The sequence below is a fragment of the Bradyrhizobium sp. USDA 4454 genome (genome assembly GCF_054822705.1).
On the sequence record NZ_JBTRCN010000001.1, the window covers coordinates 820,404 to 844,107 of the forward strand.

Sequence of the window (23,704 nt, forward strand, 5' to 3'; positions counted from 1 at the left end):
AGTATGTCGTTTCAGTCCCAACGTATTCGCGCCGTCACGCGCATTGGATTCATCTCGCTGGCCGCGGCCGTGCTGCTGTGGCCCGCATTCGCCACCGCCGCGCCCGATCCGGACCGCATCGCGGTCAATGTCGATCAGGCCAAGCTCGTCAAGCTGCCCGGCGGCATTGCCACCATCGTGGTCGGCAACCCCCTGATTGCCGACGTCACCCTGCAGAATGGCGGCGTTGTCGTGGTGACCGGCAAGGGCTACGGCGCGACCAACTTCATCGCGCTCGACCGCACCGGCCAGGTGCTGGTGGATCGCCAAATCCAGGTCGAAGGTCCGACCGACCAGCTCGTGACCGTCTATCGCGGGGTCGATCGGGAAACCTACAGCTGCATGCCGGTCTGTCAGCGCCGCATCACCCTCGGCGACGGCGAGACCTACTTCAAGTCGACCATGGACCAGGCCGGTTCACTCAGCAGCCAGGCATCCGGCTCCGGCGCGGGTGGCAAGCCGCAGAACTGACGCCTGCCGGCGCCGGCGCTTCCACAAGCCGGGGCCGCCGATCGCCGTTGTCACCGTCATGGTTAAGAAAAGCCTAACGGATCGGGTCGCTCTGTCTCGATCCGGCGAAATACTTCGACAATGAGTCTCGGATAGTGAGTTCGGGTAGCGAGTTTTGGGTAGTTGTTGCCGCCATGTTGATCCGGGGTCGTTGATGCCGCTGCCCGCTCATTCATTCATGAGCCTGCTCCTTCGCTTTCGCCGCAATCGCCGTGGTGCGACCGTGGTCGAATTCGCGCTGGTCGCGCCGCTGTTTTTCGGGCTGTTGTTTGCGATCATCGAAGTGGCGATGATCTTCCTTGCCAGCCAGGTGCTCGAGACGGTGACGCAGGATTCCTCGCGCTACATCATGACCGGCCAGGCCCAGGGCGCCAACTACACGCAGCAGCAGTTCAAGGATTACGTCTGCGGCAAGGTCAGCGCGTTGTTCGACTGCACCAACGGCGTCTATGTCGACGTACGCAGCTATCCGTCTGCGACAGGCTTCAGCAGCGTCAACATCACGCCGATAACCGATCCGACGCAAGTGAAATGGTGTCCCGGCAAGGACGGCGACGTGGTGGTGGTCCGGCTGTTTTATCAATGGCCGCTGTTCGTCACCAAGCTCGGTTTCAACGTCGCCAACCTTCCCAACGGCAAGCGGCTCCTGACTGCGACCGCGACGTTCAAGAACGAGCCGTCCGGGACCGCTGGGGCGACATGCTCATGAGCAAGATCGTGAAATTCCTGCCCGCAGCATGGTTGCGGTCGGCCGCCGCCCTCGCCAGTGACTGCCGGGGTCTCGCCGCCGTCGAGTTCGCTTTCATCTTGCCGCTGATGCTGGTGATGTTCTTCGGCACCGTCGAATTCTCATCCGGTGTCGCGGTCGATCGCAAGGTTACGCTGATGGCGCGCGCCGCGTCGGATCTGACCTCGCAGGCGACGCAGGTGGTGGATGCCGACCTGCAGAATTTCTTCAGTGCCAGCGTCGGCATCATGACGCCCTACGATGCGTCGCCGACCAAAGTCACGTTGTCGGAAATCTATGTCGACAATTCGAAGATCGCGCATATCCAGTGGAGCAAGGCGGGAACGATCGCCTCCGGCGCCACCCAGGCCACGCTGACGGCCTCGAGCCGCAGCCAGGGTGACATCGTGACGAGCCTCGTGCCCTCGGCGCTGCTGGTCGCGGGCACCTATCTGATCTTCAGCGAGGTCAGCTACAAATACGTCCCAACCATCGGCTATGTGATGGCCAAGAGCGGCATCAATCTCAGCGACGTCGCCTTTACCCGGCCGCGGCAGTCTGTCTGCGTGTTCTACGCCCCGACCGCCGCCACGATGCCGACGACCTGCTCGACTTACTAGAGCGCTCTCAAGCGAAGTGGTTACCGCTTCGGGTGAAGACACGCTTCAAAACAAGAATCGAGAGCCCGTTCCGATTCTATCGGAACGAAAGGGCTTCCAGGCTGCGGCGGCAGAGCGGCGATTCCGACGAAGGCATGATCCAGACAAAAAGGGCCGCACCCGAAGGTGCGGCCCTTGATGCGTTAACGACAATTTCCCGGAGCATCGTGCTCCCGGAAAATCGGCTTATCCGGCGGCGCGCAGATTGTCGGCCGAGGATTTGCCGGAACGGCGGTCAGCAACGATCTCGTAGGAGATCTTCTGGCCTTCACGCAGAGTGCCAAGGCCGGCGCGCTCGACTGCACTGATGTGCACGAACACGTCGTTCCCGCCTTCATCCGGCTGGATGAAGCCGTAGCCCTTGGTCGCGTTAAACCACTTCACGGTTCCCATGCTCACGTGGGTAGTCCCTTCTCAGATATACAAGTTCAAGACCCGCTGATCGGCGGGGTGGTGAGATCGAATTTTTGGAAGGGTCGTCAGCGTCTGAACCGGCTGTACCGGTATTGGCTAATGTCGTCCGGCCGAAAATCGATGGGTAGGATATTATTCGATAGAAGGGTTCAAAACAATCCTGACGTGCGCGATTTTTTGGCCGGCGGGGCCGCCGGCCATTGCTGCTCAGGACATCGGCACGTCATGCCCGCAGCGGTTGCAAAGTCCGCTATCGGCGGCGGAACTGGCCGCCGCGCTGGGCTCCGCCCCGCGGCGGGCCGCCGGGCGCACCGCTCGGACGCTCGTCCTTGTGGCGGAAGATCAGGCGGCCCTTTTCGAGATCGTAGGGCGACATTTCGATCGTCACGCGGTCGCCGGCCAGCGTCTTGATGCGGTTTTTCTTCATCTTGCCGGCGGTGTAGGCGACGATCTCGTGTCCGGCATCGAGTTGCACCCGATAACGGGCGTCGGGGAGGATTTCGGTCACCAGTCCTTCGAACTGGATCAGCTCTTCCTTAGCCATATGGTTCTCCAGATCGAGCGACGGCTAGTGCTTCGGTCGGCTGTTGCGGTTGGGTTGCGGATTCGGCCGGCTCTCGCGATGCAAGAAGGCGACGCCCTGGATGCCTTCGCTGTTGCCGGCCTGCGACGGACGCGGCGACTCGCCTCGGTTCGTCTGCGGCGCGCCATTATTACCACCCCGACGGCGGCGGCGGCGAGGGCCTTTTGCGCCCGTAGCAGCCTCATTCCCACGAACATTGTGGGCGCGCGGCGCAGAACGGCCGCCGCGGTGCGGATGGGTGGCCTGGGCGGGCGCCGCTGCCTCGCGGCCGCCGGTGGAACTGCCTTGGGAGCTACCTTGGGTGCGGCGGTCTTCGCGCGGCACGGCAATCCGGATCAGCCGCTCGATATCGCGCAAATAGCCCATTTCCTCGGCGCCGGCGACCAGCGAGATCGCGACCCCGTCGGCGCCGGCACGCGCGGTGCGGCCGATGCGGTGGACATAGGTTTCCGGAACATTGGGCAGGTCGAAGTTCACGACATGGCTGACGCCGTCGACGTCGATACCACGGGCAGCGATATCGGTCGCCACCAGCGTGCGGATCTCGCCGGAGCGGAACGCCGCCAGCGTGCGCTCGCGGTGGTTCTGCGACTTGTTGCCGTGGATCGCATTGGCCTCGATGCCGGCCTTGGCGAGGCTCTTCACCACCTTGTCGGCGCCGTGCTTGGTCCGGGTGAACACGAGGGCGCGGTTGACCGGTTCCTGTTTCAGAAGCTGGGCCAGAACCGCCGGCTTGGCCGCGAAATCGACCTGGATCGCACGCTGGGCGATGCGTTCCACGGTCGAGGACACCGGCGTCACCGCCACCCGGGCGGGATCGCGCAGCATCGCCTCGGCGAGCTCGGCGATGTCCTTCGGCATGGTGGCCGAGAAGAACAGCGTCTGGCGCCGGATCGGCAGCTTGGCGACGATTTTGCGGATGTCGTTGATGAAGCCCATGTCGAGCATGCGGTCGGCTTCATCGAGCACCAGGAACTCGACCTGGTTGAGCTTCAACCCGTTGCTCTGCACGAGGTCGAGCAGGCGCCCCGGGGTGGCGACCAGCACTTCGACGCCCTGCATCAGGGAACGGACCTGGCGGCCCATCGGCACGCCGCCGATGGCGAGCGCCGCCGACAGCCGGATGTGGCGGCCATAGGTGTTGAAACTGTCGAGGATCTGCCCGGACAGTTCGCGGGTCGGCGAGAGCACCAGCACCCGGCAGCTCTTGGGCTGCGGGCGGACGCGGTTCTCGAGCAGCCGGTGCAGGATCGGCAGCGCGAAAGACGCGGTCTTGCCGGTTCCGGTCTGGGCGATGCCGACGACGTCGCGGCCGGCAAGCGCGAGCGGGATGGTCTGGGCCTGGATAGGGGTCGGCGTGAGATAGTTTTCTTCTCGAAGCGCGCGGGCGATGGGATCGGCGAGGCCGAAATCCTGAAAGGAGGTCAAAAGGTGGTTCTTTCCATAAAAGCCGTCATCGTCCCAGCCAAGACCGGCTGGAATCGTATGAAGGCATTCGGGGACACCCGCGTGTCTGGGGCGTCAAGCTGGGTTAGCTGAAAGGCGAGCCAGAAGCCGCTTGGGGCAGCTTGAACACGCAGCTCGCGAAGGCACCGCGATGTCGCGGGCATGGCAAGGATATGGACCAGGAACTGGGCGGTTTCAAGATGATATCGCTCGGATTGCCGCGCAGTCTTCGCCAAACCAGCGCGCAAACTGTCACAAATCTGTGCCGGAAATTTAGCCAACGCAGCGATTCTGCCCACAAAATGATCTGACTGCTGTTTTGGCAGTCAAGTTTTCAGCCCAATGTTTGTGCAATCCCTCTCCGTATTTGCCCGGAACTAGCGAAATTATCTAACCGGTTCATCAACTTACGGTGCCCCGCCACCGTGGCACAGTTCTTGCGATTCGGTTAACCGCAGGCGGCCAAGCGGCCGTTTCGCAAGCGTTCACGCCTGCGTCAGGGAGACGACATTTCATGCTTACTCAGCTTACTCACAAAATAACGACGATGACTCGCCGCCGCGGGCTCGCGGCGACGGCCGGCCTGATTTTGGGCCTGGCTGCGTCCTCGCCGTTCGCGCCCGCACAAGCGGCCGACGACACCATCAAGGTTGGCGTTCTCCATTCGCTCTCCGGCACCATGGCCATCAGCGAAACCACGCTGAAGGACACCATCCTTTTCCTGATCGACGAGCAGAACAAGAAGGGCGGCGTGCTTGGCAAGAAGCTCGAGGCCGTCGTGGTCGATCCCGCATCGAACTGGCCGCTGTTCGCGGAGAAGGCGCGCGAGCTGATCACCAAGGACAAGGTTGCGGTCGTGTTCGGCTGCTGGACCTCGGTGTCGCGCAAGTCCGTGCTCCCGGTGTTCAAGGAGCTGAACAACATCCTGTTCTATCCGGTGCAATATGAGGGCGAGGAGTCCGAACGCAACGTGTTCTACACCGGTGCGGCGCCGAACCAGCAGGCGATTCCCGCCGTCGATTATCTGATGAAGGACGAGAAGGTGAAGCGCTGGGTGCTGGCCGGTACCGACTACGTCTATCCGCGCACCACCAACAAGATCCTGGAAGCCTATCTGAAGTCGAAGGGCGTTGCCCAGGAAGACATCATGATCAACTACACGCCGTTCGGTCATTCCGACTGGCAGACCATCGTCGCCGACATCAAGAAGTTCGGCTCGGCCGGCAAGAAGACCGCCGTGGTCTCCACCATCAATGGCGACGCCAACGTCCCGTTCTACAAGGAGCTCGGCAACCAGGGCATCAAGGCGACCGACATTCCGGTGGTCGCGTTCTCGGTTGGCGAAGAAGAGCTCGCGGGTATCGACACCAAGCCGCTGCTCGGCCATCTCGCCGCCTGGAACTACTTCGAGTCGATCAAGACGCCCGAGAACGAGAAGTTCATCAAGGCGTGGCAGGCCTACACCAAGAATCCGAAGCGCGTGACCAACGATCCGATGGAAGCGCACGTGATCGGTTTCGACATGTGGGTCAAGGCGGTCGAGAAGGTGAAGTCGACCGATCCGGACAAGGTGATTGACGCGCTGCCCGGCATCGAAGCCAAGAACCTGACCGGCGGCACCTCGAAGATGCTGCCGAACCACCACATCACCAAGCCGGTGTTCATCGGCGAGATCAAGGCCAACGGCCAGTTCGACGTGGTGTGGAAGACCCCGGGCCTGGTGGCCGGCGACGCCTGGTCGAAGGAGCTCGAAGGCTCCAAGGACCTGATCGGCGATTGGGTCGGCAAGAAGTGCGGCAATTACAACACCAAGACCAACAAGTGCGGCGGCCAGGGCTCCTGAGCTGAAAGGCTCTTAAGCTCCTGACCTGATCAACGACACAACACAACCATCCAAGAACCTGGAGAAGGCGGCATGCTCGCCGCCTTCTCCTCACAGTCCTGCCGGGGTCCTGACGTGGTCGCCAATTGTATTGATCGTTTTCGTGCGCTGTTGCTCTCGATCCTGCTGTTGAGCTGCCTTGCCGTGCCGGCGCTGGCCGGGCCGTTCGAGGATTCAGTCGCCAAATTCGCCAATGACGAGTTCTCCGACACCGAGGCCGCGGTCGGCGAGATCGCCGCATCGGGCAATGCGCTGGCGTCGCCCATCATCAGCGCGCTGCAGGACGGCCGGCTGTCGGCCGATCCGGACAGCAAGAAGGTCTTCATCACCCAGGCCGATGGCAAGATCGTTGACGCCACCACGGGTGCCGCGGTCGACAAGCTGCCCGACAACGCGGCCGCCGTCCGGCTCAACAACCGCCTGCGCCGCACCGTCGAGGCCGCGCTCGGCGGCCTGACGCTGCTGTCGCCGGATCCGGCCAAGCGGCTCGCGGCGGCGCAATCGGTGTTCAAGAGCCACGAAGAGAACCTGCTGCCGACGGTGGAGAGCGCGCTCGCCAAGGAGAGCGTCAAGCCGATCAAGCAGGCCTTCGCCGAGGCCCGCGCCGCCATCATCCTGTTCAAGTCGGATGCGTCCGACAGCGACAAGCTCGACGCCGTCGCCGTGGTCAAGGCGCGCGGCGACCAGGAGGCGCTGGCGCTGCTCACCGGTCTCGGCGATCAGCCGCCGCTGGTTGCCAAGGCCGCCGCCAGCGCGGTGTCCGCGATCCAGAGCAATCTTGCGATGTGGTCGATGGTGCAGAACGCCTGGTACGGCCTGTCGCTCGGCTCGGTGCTGCTGCTCGCCGCGATTGGCCTGGCCATCACCTTCGGCGTGATGGGCGTCATCAACATGGCGCATGGCGAGATGGTGATGCTCGGCGCCTACACCACCTTCGTGGTGCAGGAGGTGATTCGGACTCGGTATCCCGCGCTGTTCGACTATTCGCTGCTGATCGCGGTGCCGCTCGCCTTCCTGGTCGCCGGCTTCATCGGCGTGCTGATCGAGCGCACCATCATCCGTTTCCTCTACGGCCGTCCGCTGGAGACGCTGCTTGCGACCTGGGGCCTGTCGCTGGTGCTTCAGCAGGCGGTGCGCACCGCGTTCGGCCCGACCAACCGCGAGGTCGGCAATCCCTCCTGGATGAGCGGCGCCTTCGAGCTCGGCCAGATCACCATCACCTATAACCGGCTCTGGATCCTCTGCTTCACGCTCGCGGTGTTCGCCATCCTGCTCGCGATGCTGCGCTACACCGCGCTCGGCCTCGAGATGCGCGCGGTGACGCAGAACCGCCGCATGGCGGCCTCGATGGGGATCGCCACCTCGCGGGTCGATGCGCTGACCTTCGGGCTCGGCTCGGGGATTGCCGGCATTGCCGGCGTGGCGCTGTCGCAGATCGACAATGTCAGCCCGAATCTCGGCCAGAGCTACATCATCGACTCATTCATGGTCGTGGTGTTCGGCGGCGTCGGCAATCTCTGGGGCACGCTGGTCGGCGCCTTCACGCTCGGCATCGCCAACAAGTTCCTCGAGCCGGTGGCCGGCGCGGTGCTCGGCAAGATCGCGATCCTGGTTTTGATCATCCTGTTCATCCAGAAACGGCCGCGCGGCCTGTTCGCGCTCAAGGGCCGGGCGGTGGAAGCATGACGCCGCACATCCTCACCCGCTCGCTCGACCGCGCCGCGACGGCGTTCGTCCTGCTCGTCGCGGCGGTCGGCGTGCTGATCCCGCTGTCGAACCTGCTGCTGCCGCAGGGTTCGATGTTCCAGGTGCCGACCTATCTGGTGGCGCTATGGGGCAAGTATGTCTGCTACGCCATCCTCGCGCTCTCGATCGATCTGATCTGGGGCTATTGCGGAATTCTTTCGCTTGGTCATGGAGCATTCTTCGCGCTCGGCGGCTACGCGATGGGCATGTATCTGATGCGGCAGATCGGCAGCCGCGGTGTCTACGGAAACCCGATCCTGCCCGACTTCATGGTGTTCCTGAACTGGGACAAGCTGCCCTGGTACTGGTACGGCTTCGACAAGTTCGCCTTTGCGGCGCTGATGGTGCTCTTGGTGCCGGGCCTGCTCGCCTTCTGCTTCGGCTGGCTCGCCTTCCGCTCGCGTGTCACCGGCGTCTACCTGTCGATCATCACGCAGGCCATGACCTATGCGCTGCTGCTGGCGTTCTTCCGCAACGATTTCGGCTTCGGCGGCAATAACGGCCTGACCGATTTCAAGGACATCCTCGGCTTCAACGTGCAGGCCGAAGGCACCCGTGCCGCGCTGTTCCTGCTGAGCTGCCTGGCGCTGATCATCGCGTTCCTGATCTGCCGCGCGATTGTAAGCTCGAAGCTCGGCAAGGTGCTGATCGCGGTGCGCGACGCTGAAAGCCGCACCCGCTTCCTCGGCTACCGCGTCGAATCCTACAAGCTGTTCGTGTTCACGCTGTCGGCCTGCATGGCCGGTGTCGCCGGCGCGCTCTATGTGCCGCAGGTCGGCATCATCAATCCCAGCGAGTTCGCGCCCGGCAATTCGATCGAGGCGGTGATCTGGGTCGCGGTCGGCGGCCGCGGCACGCTGATCGGTGCCGCGCTCGGCGCCGTCGTCGTCAACTACGCCAAGACGTTCTTCACCTCGGGGCCGCTCGCGCCGTACTGGCTGTTCATGCTGGGCGCGCTGTTCATCCTGGTCACACTGCTGCTGCCGAAGGGCATCGTCGGCACCTTCAACAGCTGGCGCGACACGCGGCGCAGCGCAGGAATCGCCGCCGACGAGGCGAGTGCCGCGCGCGAAGACGGCGTCGGCGCGCCGAACCCGGCGGAGTAGACCGATGAACGTCATGGATACCCGCGCCACCTCGGCCATGCTCTATCTCGACGGCGTGCATGTCTCGTTCGACGGCTTCCACGCCATCAACAATCTGTCGCTGACGCTCGCGCCCGGCGAGATGCGCGCCATCATCGGCCCGAACGGCGCCGGCAAGACCACGATGATGGACATCATCACCGGCAAGACCAAGCCGGACGAGGGCACCGTGCTGTTCGACGGCACCGTCGATCTGACCCGGCTCGACGAGACCCGCATCGCCGAACTCGGCATCGGCCGCAAATTCCAGAAGCCGACGGTGTTCGAGAGCCAGACCGTGCAGGACAATCTGCTGCTGGCGCTCAATGTCGATCATTCCGTGCGCGGCACGCTGTTCTGGCGCGGCAGCAAGGCCGAGGCCGAGCGGATCGACAAGGTGCTCGAGACCATCCGCCTGACCGATGCGCGCAACCGCCTCGCCGGCAGCCTGTCGCACGGCCAGAAGCAGTGGCTCGAGATCGGCATGCTGCTGGCGCAGGACCCGAAGGTCCTGCTGGTCGACGAGCCGGTCGCCGGGATGACCGATGTCGAGACCCATCTGACCGCGGAGCTGCTGAAACAGATCAACAAGAACCACACCATCATGGTGGTCGAGCACGACATGACCTTCGTGCGCGAGCTCGGCGTCAAGGTGACCTGCCTGCACGAGGGTTCGGTGCTCGCCGAGGGGTCGATCGACCAGGTGTCGTCGAACGAGCGGGTGGTCGAAGTGTATCTGGGGCGCTAGCGATGCTGAAGGTCGACAACATCAACCTCTACTACGGCGCGGCGCAGGCGCTGCGCGGCGTGTCGCTGGCCGCCGAGCCGGGCAAGGTCACCTGCGTGCTCGGCCGCAACGGGGTCGGCAAGACCTCGCTGCTGCGCGCCATGGTCGGCCAGTATCCGATCGCCTCCGGCGCGATCAATTTCGACGGCAAGGACATCACCGCGCTGAAGCCCTACGAGCGGGCGCGCTGCGGCATCGGCTTCGTGCCGCAGGGCCGCGAGATCTTCCCGCTGCTGACGGTGGAAGAGAATCTGAAGACCGGATTCGGCCCGCTGAAGCGCGAGGACCGCAACATCCCCGATGACGTGTTCTCGCTGTTTCCGGTGCTGCAGACCATGCTGGGCCGCCGCGGCGGCGACCTCTCCGGCGGCCAGCAGCAGCAGCTTGCGATCGGCCGCGCGCTGGTGATGCGGCCAAAGCTCCTGCTGCTCGACGAGCCGACCGAGGGTATCCAGCCCTCGATCATCAAGGATATCGGCCGCGCCATCTCCTATCTGCGCAACCTCGGCAACATCGCCATCGTGCTGGTCGAACAATATCTCGACTTTGCCTGCGAACTCGGCGACAGTTTTGCCGTGATGGACCGGGGTGCGGTGAAATTTGCCTGCGACCGCGCAAGCCTCGATCCTTCCGAGATCAGCCGCCAGATGGCGCTGTGAACAGGATGTGACGCCGCCCTTCGTGGCGCGCGAAGGGAGCGTCGGGGAAATGCGGAGCGGGATCGCAGGCGCGGCAGCGGCGACGTTTGCGGCAAACCGCGCCCAGGGCGCGGTGCGGTTCGCGGTGCACCGCAAGGACGGCGCGACCCGTCGCGGCGACCTGCATGAGTCGGGTTCGCTGCGCGTCCGCTTCCCATCACCGGAGGACGAGGGCCTCTCGGCCATGTTCGTCAACACCGCCGGCGGCATTGCCGGTGGGGACCGCTTTGAGATTGGCATCGAAGCCGGCGAGGGCGCCCGTCTGACGCTGACCACGGCTGCGGCCGAAAAGGTCTATCGCGCGCCCGGCGCCGCTGCCCGGCTCGGCATCACGCTCAGCGTTGCGGACGGTGCGCATCTCTCCTGGCTGCCGCAGGAGACCATCCTGTTCGACCGCGCGCGCATCCACCGTACCTTCGACATCGACCTTGCCGAGGGCGCCTCGTTGCTGCTCTGCGAGATCGTGGTGTTCGGCCGCGCTGCGATGGGCGAGACCATGCGCCATGGCGAGTTCGTCGACCGCTGGCGGATGCGGCGCGGCGGCCGGCTGGTGTTCGCCGAGACCATCAGGCTCGACGGCGAGATCGGCGAGAAGCTGGCACGACCCGCGATTGCCAATGGCGGTTGTGCGATCGGCACGGCGCTGATCGTGCCCGGCGACGAGGCGCTGGTCGAGCGCATCCGCCATGCGTCGGAAAGCTCTGGCGGTGAGGTCGGCATCTCCGCCTGGAATGGCTTTGCAATGGCGCGCTTCTGTGCCCAAGATGCGGCCCGGCTGCGCGCCGACATGATGGCGGTGCTCGGCCGCGCCTCCATCGTCCCGCTGCCAAGACTCTGGCTTAACTAAAGGCCTGTGGCTCAACTAATCCTTTCAGAACGATCAGAGTGCTCGCATGAATTTGTCTCCCCGCGAAAAGGACAAGCTCCTGGTTTCGATGGCCGCCATGGTGGCGCGCCGCCGGCTCGAGCGCGGCGTCAAGCTGAACCATCCCGAGGCGATCGCGCTGATCACCGATTTCATCGTCGAGGGCGCGCGTGACGGCCGCACCGTCGCCGATCTGATGCAGGCCGGCGCCAAGGTCCTGACCCGCGATCAGGTGATGACCGGCATTCCCGAGATGATCCACGACATCCAGGTCGAGGCGACATTCCCCGACGGCACCAAGCTCGTCACCGTGCACGAGCCGATCCGCTAGCCACGAACCGTCATTCTGAGGCGGCCGCAGGCCGAACCCGGAATCCAGAGATTGTAGATCGAGATTCCGCGTGCATGCTTCGCGTGCCTTGGAATGACAGGAGAGACAGATGATCCCCGGCGAACTCTTCATCAAGGACGGCGAGATCGAGCTCAATGCCGGCCGCAAGACCGTGACGCTGTCGGTCGCCAATACCGGTGATCGCCCGATCCAGGTCGGCTCACACTACCATTTCTTCGAGACCAACCCGGCGCTGAAGTTCGACCGCAAGAAGGCCCGCGGCATGCGCCTCGACATCGCCGCCGGCACCGCCGTCCGCTTCGAGCCCGGCCAGACCCGCGACATCCAGCTCGTCGCCCTCGCCGGCAAGCGCGTAATCCACGGCTTCCGCGCCGAGGTGAAGGGGAAGCTGTAATCTCGATTTGACGCGATGGGGTTGCCGGTAATGATCGACGGTAAGGTGGGCACTCGGGTCGGGCTCCCTCCCCCCTTGCGGGGGAGGGTTGGGGAGAGGGGTAAGCCCCGGGCTCCGTCGGTGGATAGTGCGCTCGGGAGAGGGCTATGCCGCATACTCAGGTGAGCGACATCCAGCGCGATCGCGCCAAGCAGCTCCGCCGCGCGATGACGCGCGCGGAGACGTTGCTGTGGCGTCATCTGAAGGCTGATCGTCTCGCCGGTCTCAACTTTCGCCGGCAGGCGCCGATCGGGAATTACATCGCCGATTTCGTCGCCCATGCCTGCAAGCTCGTGGTCGAAGTCGACGGCGAGAGTCACGATTTCGAGGAGCGTATTCGACACGACGAGCGGCGGGATGCATGGCTCAGGTCGCGCGGTTACCGCGTTCTCCGTTTCACCAACGATGATGTGCTGAAGAATCTTGAGGGAGTCGTTCTCAGCATCGCGGAAGCGGCTGAGCAAGCGGCACCCCTCTCCCTAACCCTCCCCCGCAAGGGGGCAGGGAACCCTTCCGCCGGTGCGTCCCTTACATCTGATGTCGATGGAGGGGAGAAGTCGTGATGCTGTGTGGCGGAGCTTTCAGGCCAAGTGAGGTGAGCACACTTGTCGGGCTCCCTCCCCCCTTGCGGGGGAGGGTTGGGGAGAGGGGTAAGCCCCGGGCTCCGGTCGAAGAGATGGTGCAGTCTCTTTCAATCGATTCTGCGTGGGTTGCCGCCGTGTCACGTCCTGCAGCGGAGCAAGCGGCACCCCTCTCCCTAACCCTCTCCCGCAAGGGGAGAGGGAACCTGTCTGCCGGTGCCTCCCTTACATCGGATGCCGATGGCGAGGTGCAGTCGTGATGCAAGCTGCAGCAGTCGCGAGGCGACGTGAGGTGAGCATGCTGCTCAAGCTCCCTCCCCCCTTGCGGGGGAGGGTTGGGGAGAGGGGTAAGCCGCGAACGCTGGCAGTAGTGATTTCGCGATTCGTTACCAATTGCCATAGGCACGAAGGGACGTCGTAACCGATGCTTCCCGCAGTCCGCATGATCTCCGAAGCCGCCGATCTCGCCGCGCGTCGTCACAACGGGATGGCGCGCAAGGGGCGGGGCAGCGAGCCCTATATCAACCATCTCGCCGAGGTCGCGAACCTGCTTGCGATCGCGACCGACGGTGCGGATGTCGAACTCGTTGCGGCCGGCTGGCTGCACGATACGATGGAGGACACCGACACCACACGCGAAGAGCTCTCGGCGAGGTTCTCTGATCGCGTGGCCTCCCTCGTCAACGAGTGCACCGACGACATGAGCCTGCCAAAGGCCGAGCGGCGACGGCTGCAAGTCGTCGACGCGCCGAAGAAGTCGGCCGACGCCAAGCTGATCAAGATTGCCGACAAGATCAGTAATATTGGCGCGCGTATTCACTCCGATCCGACGACGGAGGAGCGCGACGACCTGGTCGACTACACCGATTGGGCCGAGCAAGTGGTCGCGGGCTGTCGTGGCGGCAATTCCTGGCTTGATACAAAGTTCGACGACGTGGTGAGAAGGGCGAGGCGCTCGCTGTGACCATCGGTCAACAATTCAAACGCAAACGGGGCTGATATGTCTGTGAAAATCAAGCGTTCCGTCTATGCCGACATGTTCGGGCCGACCACCGGCGACAAGGTGCGGCTCGCCGACACCGATCTGATCATCGAGGTCGAGAAGGATCTCACCACCTATGGCGAGGAGGTGAAGTTCGGCGGCGGCAAGGTGATCCGCGACGGCATGGGGCAGTCGCAGGTGACCAACGCGCAGGGCGCGGCCGACACCGTCATTACCAATGCGCTGATCGTCGATCACTGGGGCATCGTCAAGGCCGACGTCGCGATCAAGGAGGGCATGATCGCCGCGATCGGCAAGGCCGGAAATCCGGACATCCAGCCCAACGTCACCATCATCATCGGTCCCGGCACCGACGTGATCGCGGGCGAGGGCAAGATCCTCACCGCAGGGGGATTCGACAGCCACATCCATTTCATCTGCCCGCAGCAGATCGAGCACGCGTTGATGGCGGGCGTCACCTCGATGCTGGGCGGCGGCACCGGTCCATCGCACGGCACCTTCGCCACCACCTGCACGCCCGGCCCGTGGCACATGGGGCGAATGATCCAGTCGTTCGACGCTTTCCCGGTCAATCTCGGCATTTCGGGCAAGGGCAATGCCTCGCGCCCGGCGGCGCTGGTCGAGATGATCAAGGCCGGCGCCTGCGCGCTGAAGCTGCACGAGGACTGGGGCACCACGCCGTCGGCGATCGACACCTGTCTGTCGGTGGCCGACGATTACGATGTCCAGGTGATGCTGCATTCGGACACGCTGAACGAATCCGGCTTCGTCGAGGACACCGTGAAGGCATTCAAGGGCCGCACCATCCATGCCTTCCACACCGAGGGCGCCGGCGGCGGGCATGCGCCTGACATCATCAAGATCGCCGGCCTGAAGAACGTGCTGCCGTCCTCGACCAACCCGACGCGGCCGTTCACCCGCAACACCATCGACGAGCATCTGGACATGCTGATGGTGTGCCATCACCTCGATCCGTCGATCGCGGAAGACCTGGCCTTCGCCGAAAGCCGGATCCGCAAGGAGACCATCGCTGCCGAAGACATCCTGCACGACCTCGGCGCGCTCTCGATGATGTCGTCGGACTCGCAGGCGATGGGCCGGCTCGGCGAAGTCATCATCCGCACCTGGCAGACCGCGGACAAGATGAAGAAGCAGCGCGGTGCGCTGCCGCAGGACAAGGGCAGCGACAACGACAATTTCCGCGTCAAGCGCTACATCGCCAAGTACACCATCAACCCCGCGATCGCGCACGGCGTGTCGAAGCTGATCGGTTCGGTCGAGAAGGGCAAGATGGCCGACCTCGTGCTGTGGTCGCCGGCGTTCTTCGGCGTCAAGCCGGACTGCATCATCAAGGGCGGCTCGATCGTGGCCGCGCCGATGGGCGATCCCAATGCCTCGATCCCGACGCCGCAGCCGGTGCATTACCAGCCGATGTTCGCCGCCTTCGGCAAGTCGCTGACGGCATCCTCGGTGGTATTCACCTCGAAGGCCGCGATCACCGGCGGCCTCGCCCGCAAGCTCGGCATCAGCAAGAAGCTCTACGCGGTGCAGAACACCCGCGGAAAAATCTCCAAGAAGAGCATGATCCACAACGACGCGACGCCCAAGATCGAGGTCGATCCGGAGACCTATGAGGTACGCGCAGACGGCGAGCTCCTGACCTGCGCGCCGGCCGAGGTGCTACCCATGGCACAGCGCTATTTTATGTTCTAGAACTACTCCCGCCATCTAAAGCCAAAAGAGAAACCGGGAGGAATTTCCGTGATTTACGTCGTTGCTACGCTGACCATCAAGCCTGAGACCCGAGCCGAATTCATCGCTGCGGCGACGGCCTGCATCAAGGAAACCCGCAAGGAGCCCGGCAACATCGCCTACGATCTGCATGAGAGCGTCACCGATCACAGCAAGATGGTGTTCGTCGAGCAGTGGGAAAATGCCGACGTGCTGGTGCCGCATCGTACCGCCGAGCACATGAAGACCTTCGGCCGGGTCGCGGTGAAGTGCATGGCGGCGCCGCCGAAGATCGAGGTGATCACGCCCGAGAAGGTCGACGTCCGCTAGAGCATGATCCGGAAAAGTGTGAAGCGGTTTTCCGAAAGGATCATGCGCAAAAAAGAAAAGGCCTCAAGCGCGATCGTCGCGCTTGAGAAAAGAGCAAGAACGGAAGAATCATCATGATCTACGTCATCGCCACCACGCCGATGAAGCCGGAGAGCAGGGACGACTTCATCAAGGGACACAAGGCCTGTATCGTCGAGACCCACAAGGAGAAGGGCTGCCTCTCCTATGAAGGCCATGTCAGCGTCAACGATCCCAATCTGTATGTTGTGGTCGAGCGCTGGGAAACCCGCGACGACCTCACCGCGCACAGCAAGGCGCCGCATATGAAGGTGTGGCGCGAATATTCCGCCGACATGAAGACCGGGCCGACGGTGATCGAGATCATCAGCGACGGCAAGGTTCAGAAGCTCTGAGGCAGCGATGATCCGCGCAACCAAGGTCCTGGGACAACATCGCTTCAAGGAAGCGGCCGCCGACACAGTCGTGCTCGATTTCGACGACCGGCACCGGCGGCGGATGGCGATGACCGGAACGCGCGGTCTCGAATTCCTGCTCGATCTCGAGAACGCCACGGCGTTGCGCGGCGGCGATGCGCTGGTGCTGGAGGACGGCCGCCTCGTCGAGGTGGTCGCAGCCCCCGAGCCGCTCGTGGAAATCCGCGGCAGCGACCCGCATCATCTGATCCGGGTCGCCTGGCATCTCGGCAATCGCCATCTGCCGACGCAGATCATGCCGAAGGGCCTGCGCATCCGCAGGGATCACGTGATCGAGGCGATGGTGAAGGGGTTGGGGGCCCGCGTCATCGAGATCGAAGCCCCGTTCGATCCCGAGGGCGGCGCCTATGCCGAGAATGCGCATGCCGAGGCGTACGCGCACGCTCATGCCGGCCACGATCACGCCCACAGCCATGCGCACGATCATGGTCACCACCACGATCATGGACATCACCACAGTGATGGGCATCACCACGATCACCACCATCACCATGATGAGCATTGCGAGCATGCCCATCATCACCACGACCACTCCCATGCTCATGACCACAAATGAGCCTGATCCCGCCGCGATGCGCGGCGGGATGGCGGACGACGAGGCGGCCGCGCTGTACCGGCTGATGACGTGGCTGTCGCCGTCCTTTCCGGTCGGCGCGTTCGCCTATTCCAGCGGGATCGAATGGGCGGTCGAGGCCGGCGACATCACCGATGCCGCATCGCTGCGCGGCTGGCTCTCCGCGATGCTGAGCGATGGCAGCGGCTTTTGCGACGCCGTGTTCCTCGCGCAGAGTTTTCGCGCGGCGTCGGAGCCCGATCCTGCCGCCCTGAGGGTGGTCGCCGAGCTTGCCGCCGCCTTCGTGCCGTCGCGCGAGCGCCAACTCGAGACCACGACGCAGGGCCGCGCCTTCATCGAGATCGCCCGCGCCGCCTGGAATTCACCCGGGCTCGACGTCATGGTTGCAGCCTGCGACGGCGTGATTGTCTATCCCATCGCGGTCGGCATCGTCAGCGCCGCGCACGGCATTCGCCTGGCGCCGTCGCTGCATGCCTTCCTGCACGCCGTGCTCTCCAACTGGATTTCCGCCGGCAGCCGGCTGATCCCGCTCGGGCAGACCGACAGCCAGCGCGTGCTGGCCGATCTCGAGCCGATCGTTGCCGCGACCGCAGCGCGGGCCGACATGGCGACGCTCGACGATCTCGGCAGCGCGACCTTCCGCGCCGACCTCGCCAGCCTGCGTCACGAGACGCAGTATACGAGGCTGTTCCGGTCATGATGGTTCACCGTCGTCCCGGCGAAGGCCGGGACCCATAACCACCGGCCTTCGTGGTTATGCAAGTCTGCGGCCCCAGCTTCGCGCAACAACTCAATTCGGTGGTAATGGGTCCCGGCCTGCGCCGGGACGACGATAACGGAGAGAGCACATCACATGCCCACTTCTCACGGCCCGCTGCGGGTCGGCGTCGGCGGTCCGGTCGGCTCCGGCAAGACCGCGCTGATGGACCTGCTCTGCAAGTCGATGCGCGAGCGCTACGACATCGCGGCGATCACCAATGACATCTACACCAAATGGGATGCCGAGTTTCTGGTGCGCTCCGGCTCGCTGACGCCGGACCGCATCGCCGGCGTCGAGACCGGCGGCTGCCCGCACACCGCGATCCGCGAGGACGCTTCGATGAACCTCGCCGCGGTCGCCGACATGCGGGCCAAATTCCCCGATCTCGACCTGGTCCTGATCGAGTCCGGCGGCGACAATCTGGCCGCGACCTTCTCGCCGGAATTGGCGGATTTGACGATCTACGTCATCGACGTCGCCGCCGGCGACAAGATCCCCTCCAAGGGCGGCCCCGGCATCACGCGGTCCGACCTGCTGGTGATCAACAAGATCGACCTCGCGCCCCATGTCGGTGCGTCGCTCGAGAAGATGGACACCGACGCCAAGAGGATGCGCGGCGAGCGGCCCTTCGTGATGACCAATCTGAAGACAAGCGACGGCCTCGACCGCATCATCAGCTTCATCGAGACCAAGGGCGGCCTTCGGTCACAGGCGGCGGGCAAGGCGGGGTAGCCGTTAATCATTGTGGCGGGGCTCCGCTCTCTCCCCGTCACCCTGAGGTGCGAGCGGAGCGAGCCTCGAAGGGTGCACCGCCACCACCAGCCGGGCCGTTCATCCTTCGAGACGCGCTGCGCGCTCCTCAGGATGACGGTGACGCACTTGGCTGGATGCCGGGCCGCCGCAAAAAAGCTGCGCAATCGCCGGAACAATTTCCAACTTTGACGATTAGGAACCTTTGGCGCCGCCAAAGACCGCCGGGTGGCGTCGTCGTTAATGCTGCCGACCGGCTTCTGTTGCGTACCGATGATCGCTATTCCATATTCCTCTGCGGCTGGCGTTCTTCGCATCCTGAATTGTCACCGCCCCCGCAGAAGCCAGATGCCTTCAGTCCCCTTTCGCCACCCCCTGATTGCCGAGTAAGCGTGTGGTTCGACTGGGCTTCATCGTTGCCTTGATTGCGCTGATCGGAGTCCTGCTCTCCGGTCTTGCGGCCTATCGGGTGCACGACCAGGAGCTCGCGATCGATGGCATCGCGCTGGCGCGGGCGATCGACGTCCATGCGAGCCTGGTGCAGGACCGCCTGACCGAGCGCGAGCTGCTGGCGCGGGTCGCCTCGGGCCTGTTCCGGACGCCGTCGATGGTCAAGGCCAACATGCTGCAGCCGCTGCGCTCGGCGATCTACGCCTTCAAGACCGACTTCGTCGTCGCCGCCTGGATCGCGCGGCTCAAGCCGAACGAGCTGACGGCGGCCGAGGCGGAGCTGAAGGCCGCCGGCTTCACCAATCCCACGATCCGCGATTTCGACGACCAGGCGCTCGACCTCAAGGCGCTCGACAAGCCGATCAACGTGCTGATGGACGTCGAGCCGCGCAACCCGGAGACCCTGAGCATCCCGGGTCGCGCCTTCGACCGTCACTCGGTGGTCGGCCCGATGCTGGCGAAAGCGATGGCGAACGCCAAGCCGGTGGCCTCGGACCCGGTGCCGCTGCTGCGGCAGAACGGCCCGGTCGGCGTCGTGCTCGCCGCGCCGGTGTTCCAGGAAGGCGCCTCCGAGCCGGCCGGCTTCATCACGTTTTCATACGAGCTGTCGTCGCTGATGCTGACCAACGACGATACATCGCTGTTCGCGGTGGCGTTGAAGGATCCGCGCGATTCCAACGACGAGTTCACCGCCAACGAGCAGGGCATCGTCACCTCGCGCGCGGTGCGCCAGGACGGACCGACGCCATCGATGGTCCGCACGGTCACCTTCGGCGGCCGCGACTGGTCGCTCGACTACTACGCCAAGAGCAATGCCACGGTGCGGGCGCAGCAGACCGCGACCATCGTCGCGGCGATCGGCCTCGCACTGACCGGCATCGTCTGCGGCCTGTTCGGCTATGTCGCCTACAACAATCTGCGCCTCAGCCGCGAGATCGAGGTCCGGATCGGCTTCGAGCGCCGGCTGACCGCCGTGATCGACGAGCTCAATCACCGGGTCAAGAACATCCTCGCCGTGATCCAGTCGATCGTGACCCGCACGCTGCGGCACGGCGCCGACATCGACGTCGCGCGCGAGCTCCTGATCGGGCGCATCCATGCGATGTCGAACGTCGTCACGCTGCTCAGCGAGAGCCAGTGGCAGGGCGTCAAGCTGAAGGGCCTGTTCGAAGCGCGCGCGATCCCGCATGCCGAGCGGATCGCGGTGAACGGTCCTGACATCACCGTCAGCGCCCGCGCCGCGCAATCGCTGTCGCTTTTGTTCTTCGAGCTCGCCTCGCATTCCGACGAGGGCCTGTCGCTGGTCGGCAAGCATCCGCATATCGTCGCCAATTGGGAGGTGCTCGGCGAGGATGCGGAGGCGACCTTCCATTTTCGTTGGGAGGAGTTCAACACCAGCCAGGCGACACGGCGGGCCGACAGCGACTTCGGCCTGATCCTGCTCGATCGCGTCGCGCCGGAAGCGCTCGGCGGCACCGCGAAGCGCTACTTCACCGACGTTTCCTATGTCTACGAGCTGACCGCGCCGATGGACACCGTCGTCGACATGACCGAGCGTGATCGTACCGAGCAGTTCTCCGCGCCGCTGCGTCCGGTGAAGAAATAGCCGTACGCGGCCGCCTGAGGTTGTGCGGCTCGATCGCTGCGCGGATTGAGCGTAATCACGCTGATGGGAATACGCCGGGAACTGCGCCCGCCTCCGTAATCGCCGGCAACGCACCGTTAAAACTTCGTTGAACATGCTTCGGCATATACCGAGCAGGATACCGTCTGAGGACGCCGATGAGGCTTTGGGTCAGCCTGACCTTGCTCGCTGCAGTACTGCCGGTCGGGCTGTCGCTTGCCCTGACCCCGGCGACGGAGCCGCGTGACCCGGCGACAATTCGCGCCAGCTATCGCCGGCCGGACGTCGTTCCCTTCCCGAGCAGCAATCCCTATTCGGAGGCGAAATCCGCGCTTGGGCAGATGTTGTTCTTCGATCCGCTGCTGTCGCGGTCAAAGACGCACGCCTGCGCGAGCTGCCACAAGCCGAGCCTGTCCTGGGCCGACGGCCTGCCGCGCGCCATCGGCGAGGATCCGAAGGGGCTGCCGATCCGTTCGCCGACCCTGATCGACGTGGCCTTCTTCGAGCCGCTGGGCTGGGACGGCAAGTTCAGGGATCTCGAATCCGTTGCGTTCGGGCCGATCCTGAGCCCGATGAACCTGAACATGACCGAGCCGGAATTGATCGCGCGGCTGTCGGCGATATCAGGCTATGTCGATGCGTTTGCCCGCGCGTTCGGCGACGGCGCGATCACGCGGCCGAGGATCGAACAGTCGCTTGCGACCTTCGAGCGCTCCATCATTGCGGGCGAGGCGCCGTTCGACCGCTGGATCAAGGGTGATGAAAGCGCGATCAGCGCATCAGCCAAGCAGGGCTTCGAGCTGTTCAACGGCAAGGGACGTTGTTCGTCCTGCCACAGCGGCCCATCCTTCTCCGACGGATCCTTCCAGGATATCGGCACCGCCAAGGGCCACGACATCGGCCGCGGCCGCTACTTTCCGACCTCGGCGAAGCTGAAATATGCGTTCAAGACCCCGACATTGCGCGACGTCGCGCGCCGGGCGCCCTACATGCACGACGGATCGGTCGCGACGCTGGAAGATGTCATCGAGCTCTACAACAGAGGCGGGATCGAACGGCCGAGCCGATCGCCCGACATCAAGCCGCTGTCGCTGACGGCGGACGAGAAGAAGGATTTGATCGCCTTCCTGCAAACTCTGACCGCCACGGACCCGCCGGTGGCGGGGATCCCGAAATTGCCGCGCTGAGCGCGGCCGAGCGGTAAGCGATCCAAGCGTTACAAGGCCGGCGAAGAGGGCTCCTCAGGCGAGATGCGGCAGAGCGGCGCCCAGGAGGCCAAGCCCGACGATGAGGAACGCGCCCGCGCAGGTCTCGAGGGTTTCCGTCCGCGACAGGGACGATTTCGTCACATAGGCGAGGGCGGACCCCACCCCGATACTGACGACACTCAGCACTCCGAACATCTAACCGGCCTCCGATCCGATTTGTCCGGGTTTCACTACGACAGTTGGATTGAGCCCCCGTGCCGGAATTAGCTAAAATTCGATGGAACCGGCTGAAAAGCGCCGCACTGAGGGGCAGGCTGGGGGCGGACCGCCGTGATTAACCACAATGCAACCAGCGGATGTCTTGGGCAGGCGCAAACTGTAAAATTTGATATAAGTTAAACAAGTCCTTAAGCGTGCAAGTCCTTAAGCGTGTCTGTGTGTGTGGGCGGTTGGTTCAATGTTTAATGGGCGGGAGCATGCTGCCGGCTCGGCTGTACGCTCCTTTTTCGCCACGTGCCTTGCAGCGGTTTTGTTTTGCGTCGTAGCCGCGCGCAGTGCCGAGGCACATGTCAAATGGTTTTGTGCTTACGATGTCGCCGGCCAGCCCCGCGGACTCGAGAACGTCCTTTGCCTCGATTTTGAACTGCTGCTCGGCATCGCGGTGTTCTGGCTGTTCGCAGGCTGCATGATCGAGCCGACGTCGCTCGGGGATGCGACGATCCGGGCGCTGGACCGCATCACCGAGCCGCTGCGGCTGCGCACCGAGCTGATGATGCGCGCGGTGGTCGCGTTCTTCTTCATCTCGATCTGGGCCGTGGGCGGGATCCTGCTGACGCCCGAGTTGAAGACGACGTCACCCTATGTGGGCGCATTGCAGCTTGCGATCGCCGCCGGGATGCTGTCGCGGCGCACGCTGCCGCTGTCGGCCGTCGGCATGGCGATCCTGTTCGGGATCGGCGTCCGCGGCTACGGCGTTTTCCATCTCGCCGACTACCCGATTTTTCTGGGTGTTGCCGCCTATTTGGCGCTGATCGGACTGAGCAAGGATCTGTTTGGAATCCGGCCGATCGACGTGATGCGCTACGCCGCGGCGGTGACTTTGATGTGGGCCTCGATCGAGAAATGGGCTTATCCGGAATGGAGCTTCCCGCTGCTGATCGAGCACGCCCCGATGACGCTGGGCTTCGACAATGAGTTCTATATGCGCGCCGCGGGCATGGTGGAGTTCACGCTCGCCTTTGCCCTGATCTGGACGCCGCTGATCCGGCGCTGCGCTGCCGCCGTGCTGACGGGGATGTTCATCAGCGCGTGTTTCGAGTTCGGCAAGATCGACACGATCGGACACTCGGCGATCATCGTCGTGCTGGTTGCGATTGCCGCCGACAACAAGGTGCTGCCGCGCGATCGCCGCGCGCCGTGGCTTGGTCCGGTCGCGCTCTGTGCCGCGCTGTCGCTGACGCTGTTCGTCTATTATTTCGGCCACGCCGCGCTGTTCAGGACCACGATCCTGTAGATCGTCGCGGCGTCAGGCGGTTATTTGGCGACGTGGACGGCGAGCTTCATCTTCGGATGAATGCCGCACAGCACGGTGTAGTCGCCGGGCACCGTGAAGGTGACGTCGAACTTGCTGCCCGGCTGCTGGTCGCCGGAGTCGAAACTGAAGGTGTCGGTGCTCAAATAAGCGTGATGCAGCAGTTCGCCGTCATCGTTAATGAACCGTAAAACCTCGCCGCGCTTGATCGAGATCTCGGCGGGCTTGAATTCACGATCCTTCTGCGAAATGACCTGGGGAGCCGCCCCCAAAGCGGCTCCGGCAAGCGCTCCCGTGATGATCGCGACCACCATCGGCACGCTGCCGACCTGGCCGAGGCGCAGGGCGCGCGACAAGCCTGACTGCATGAGACCCCCGCTTGGAACTCCAATACCGGCTACTC

27 protein-coding genes are annotated in these 23,704 nt (G+C 64.0%); 22 read left to right on the top strand and 5 right to left on the bottom strand.

What is annotated here, in order from left to right; translation table 11 throughout:
* The first annotated feature begins 3 nt into the window (after nt 1-3).
* From ACVIW0_RS03725 to ACVIW0_RS03735, 3 genes are all read left to right on the top strand, one after another.
* Nucleotides 4-510 (top strand): pilus assembly protein N-terminal domain-containing protein, encoded by a 507-nt coding sequence (locus ACVIW0_RS03725; protein WP_461351101.1) that lies wholly within the window; start codon nt 4-6, stop codon nt 508-510.
* A gap of 193 nt (nt 511-703) precedes the next feature.
* Nucleotides 704-1,258, top strand: coding sequence for a TadE/TadG family type IV pilus assembly protein (locus ACVIW0_RS03730; RefSeq protein WP_461351102.1), 555 nt, complete (start codon nt 704-706; stop codon nt 1,256-1,258).
* Nucleotides 1,255-1,896: a TadE/TadG family type IV pilus assembly protein gene (locus tag ACVIW0_RS03735; RefSeq protein ID WP_461351103.1), complete on the top strand. Its 642-nt coding sequence runs from the start codon at nt 1,255-1,257 to the stop codon at nt 1,894-1,896. Before ACVIW0_RS03730 ends, ACVIW0_RS03735 begins: the two co-directional genes overlap by 4 nt.
* Nucleotides 1,897-2,121: 225 nt before the next feature.
* On the opposite strand, the gene ACVIW0_RS03740 is transcribed toward ACVIW0_RS03735, so the two are convergent.
* The 3 genes from ACVIW0_RS03740 to ACVIW0_RS03750 form a co-directional block, all read right to left on the bottom strand.
* Nucleotides 2,122-2,334 carry a cold-shock protein gene (locus ACVIW0_RS03740; protein WP_016842648.1) on the bottom strand — a complete coding sequence of 71 codons (213 nt, stop codon included), beginning with the start codon at nt 2,332-2,334 and terminating at the stop codon, nt 2,122-2,124.
* A 265-nt stretch (nt 2,335-2,599) separates the two neighbouring features.
* Nucleotides 2,600-2,893: a translation initiation factor IF-1 gene (gene infA, locus ACVIW0_RS03745; RefSeq protein ID WP_016842649.1), complete on the bottom strand. Its 294-nt coding sequence runs from the start codon at nt 2,891-2,893 to the stop codon at nt 2,600-2,602.
* A 24-nt stretch (nt 2,894-2,917) separates the two neighbouring features.
* On the bottom strand, nt 2,918-4,360 hold the full coding sequence (locus ACVIW0_RS03750) for a DEAD/DEAH box helicase (protein WP_461351104.1): 1,443 nt from the start codon (nt 4,358-4,360) through the stop codon (nt 2,918-2,920).
* 532 nt (nt 4,361-4,892) lie between these two features.
* Here ACVIW0_RS03750 and urtA point away from each other — a divergent pair.
* From urtA to ACVIW0_RS03840, 18 genes are all read left to right on the top strand, one after another.
* Nucleotides 4,893-6,221: an urea ABC transporter substrate-binding protein gene (urtA, locus tag ACVIW0_RS03755; RefSeq protein WP_461351105.1), complete on the top strand. Its 1,329-nt coding sequence runs from the start codon at nt 4,893-4,895 to the stop codon at nt 6,219-6,221.
* Between the two features lie 72 nt (nt 6,222-6,293).
* Complete coding sequence (urtB, locus tag ACVIW0_RS03760) at nt 6,294-7,946, top strand: urea ABC transporter permease subunit UrtB (protein ID WP_461351106.1); 1,653 nt, start codon at nt 6,294-6,296, stop codon at nt 7,944-7,946.
* Nucleotides 7,943-9,112 (top strand): urea ABC transporter permease subunit UrtC, encoded by a 1,170-nt coding sequence (gene urtC / locus ACVIW0_RS03765; protein ID WP_461351107.1) that lies wholly within the window; start codon nt 7,943-7,945, stop codon nt 9,110-9,112. Before urtB ends, urtC begins: the two co-directional genes overlap by 4 nt.
* A 4-nt stretch (nt 9,113-9,116) precedes the next feature.
* Nucleotides 9,117-9,878: an urea ABC transporter ATP-binding protein UrtD gene (gene urtD, locus ACVIW0_RS03770; protein ID WP_461351108.1), complete on the top strand. Its 762-nt coding sequence runs from the start codon at nt 9,117-9,119 to the stop codon at nt 9,876-9,878.
* Between the two features lie 2 nt (nt 9,879-9,880).
* Nucleotides 9,881-10,576: an urea ABC transporter ATP-binding subunit UrtE gene (gene urtE, locus ACVIW0_RS03775; protein WP_461351109.1), complete on the top strand. Its 696-nt coding sequence runs from the start codon at nt 9,881-9,883 to the stop codon at nt 10,574-10,576.
* A gap of 49 nt (nt 10,577-10,625) precedes the next feature.
* Nucleotides 10,626-11,462 carry an urease accessory protein UreD gene (locus tag ACVIW0_RS03780; RefSeq protein WP_461351110.1) on the top strand — a complete coding sequence of 279 codons (837 nt, stop codon included), beginning with the start codon at nt 10,626-10,628 and terminating at the stop codon, nt 11,460-11,462.
* A gap of 46 nt (nt 11,463-11,508) precedes the next feature.
* A complete protein-coding gene (locus tag ACVIW0_RS03785) occupies nt 11,509-11,811 on the top strand; it encodes an urease subunit gamma (RefSeq protein WP_029077742.1) in 303 nt (100 codons plus the stop codon).
* 109 nt (nt 11,812-11,920) lie between these two features.
* Nucleotides 11,921-12,226 (top strand): urease subunit beta, encoded by a 306-nt coding sequence (locus ACVIW0_RS03790; protein ID WP_461351111.1) that lies wholly within the window; start codon nt 11,921-11,923, stop codon nt 12,224-12,226.
* A gap of 146 nt (nt 12,227-12,372) precedes the next feature.
* The gene (locus ACVIW0_RS03795; protein WP_461351112.1) at nt 12,373-12,828 is read left to right on the top strand and encodes an endonuclease domain-containing protein; all 456 of its coding nucleotides are present in this window, start codon (nt 12,373-12,375) and stop codon (nt 12,826-12,828) included.
* 442 nt (nt 12,829-13,270) lie between these two features.
* Entirely contained in the window at nt 13,271-13,810 is a 540-nt protein-coding gene (locus tag ACVIW0_RS03800; RefSeq protein WP_461351113.1) for an HD domain-containing protein, read from the top strand.
* A 36-nt stretch (nt 13,811-13,846) separates the two neighbouring features.
* A complete protein-coding gene (ureC, locus tag ACVIW0_RS03805) occupies nt 13,847-15,562 on the top strand; it encodes an urease subunit alpha (protein WP_461351114.1) in 1,716 nt (571 codons plus the stop codon).
* A 48-nt stretch (nt 15,563-15,610) separates the two neighbouring features.
* A complete protein-coding gene (locus ACVIW0_RS03810; RefSeq protein WP_461351115.1) occupies nt 15,611-15,910 on the top strand; it encodes a putative quinol monooxygenase in 300 nt (99 codons plus the stop codon).
* A gap of 113 nt (nt 15,911-16,023) precedes the next feature.
* On the top strand, nt 16,024-16,323 hold the full coding sequence (locus ACVIW0_RS03815) for a putative quinol monooxygenase (protein WP_461351116.1): 300 nt from the start codon (nt 16,024-16,026) through the stop codon (nt 16,321-16,323).
* Between the two features lie 7 nt (nt 16,324-16,330).
* Nucleotides 16,331-16,960 carry an urease accessory protein UreE gene (locus ACVIW0_RS03820; protein ID WP_461351117.1) on the top strand — a complete coding sequence of 210 codons (630 nt, stop codon included), beginning with the start codon at nt 16,331-16,333 and terminating at the stop codon, nt 16,958-16,960.
* Nucleotides 16,941-17,678 carry an urease accessory protein UreF gene (locus tag ACVIW0_RS03825; protein ID WP_461357236.1) on the top strand — a complete coding sequence of 246 codons (738 nt, stop codon included), beginning with the start codon at nt 16,941-16,943 and terminating at the stop codon, nt 17,676-17,678. Before ACVIW0_RS03820 ends, ACVIW0_RS03825 begins: the two co-directional genes overlap by 20 nt.
* Before the next feature lie 153 nt (nt 17,679-17,831).
* Entirely contained in the window at nt 17,832-18,470 is a 639-nt protein-coding gene (gene ureG, locus ACVIW0_RS03830) for an urease accessory protein UreG (protein ID WP_461351118.1), read from the top strand.
* A gap of 412 nt (nt 18,471-18,882) precedes the next feature.
* Nucleotides 18,883-20,544 (top strand): CHASE domain-containing protein, encoded by a 1,662-nt coding sequence (locus ACVIW0_RS03835; RefSeq protein ID WP_461351119.1) that lies wholly within the window; start codon nt 18,883-18,885, stop codon nt 20,542-20,544.
* A gap of 176 nt (nt 20,545-20,720) precedes the next feature.
* Nucleotides 20,721-21,749: a cytochrome-c peroxidase gene (locus tag ACVIW0_RS03840; RefSeq protein ID WP_461351120.1), complete on the top strand. Its 1,029-nt coding sequence runs from the start codon at nt 20,721-20,723 to the stop codon at nt 21,747-21,749.
* Between the two features lie 54 nt (nt 21,750-21,803).
* Here ACVIW0_RS03840 and ACVIW0_RS03845 read toward each other — a convergent pair whose 3' ends face one another.
* Nucleotides 21,804-21,965 carry a hypothetical protein gene (locus tag ACVIW0_RS03845; protein ID WP_461351121.1) on the bottom strand — a complete coding sequence of 54 codons (162 nt, stop codon included), beginning with the start codon at nt 21,963-21,965 and terminating at the stop codon, nt 21,804-21,806.
* Nucleotides 21,966-22,299: 334 nt separating this feature from the next.
* Here ACVIW0_RS03845 and ACVIW0_RS03850 point away from each other — a divergent pair, with 334 nt between their 5' ends.
* Complete coding sequence (locus tag ACVIW0_RS03850) at nt 22,300-23,283, top strand: hypothetical protein (RefSeq protein ID WP_461351122.1); 984 nt, start codon at nt 22,300-22,302, stop codon at nt 23,281-23,283.
* 20 nt (nt 23,284-23,303) lie between these two features.
* Here ACVIW0_RS03850 and ACVIW0_RS03855 read toward each other — a convergent pair whose 3' ends face one another.
* Entirely contained in the window at nt 23,304-23,669 is a 366-nt protein-coding gene (locus ACVIW0_RS03855; RefSeq protein ID WP_461351123.1) for a methylamine utilization protein, read from the bottom strand.
* Between the last annotated feature and the right edge of the window lie 35 nt (nt 23,670-23,704).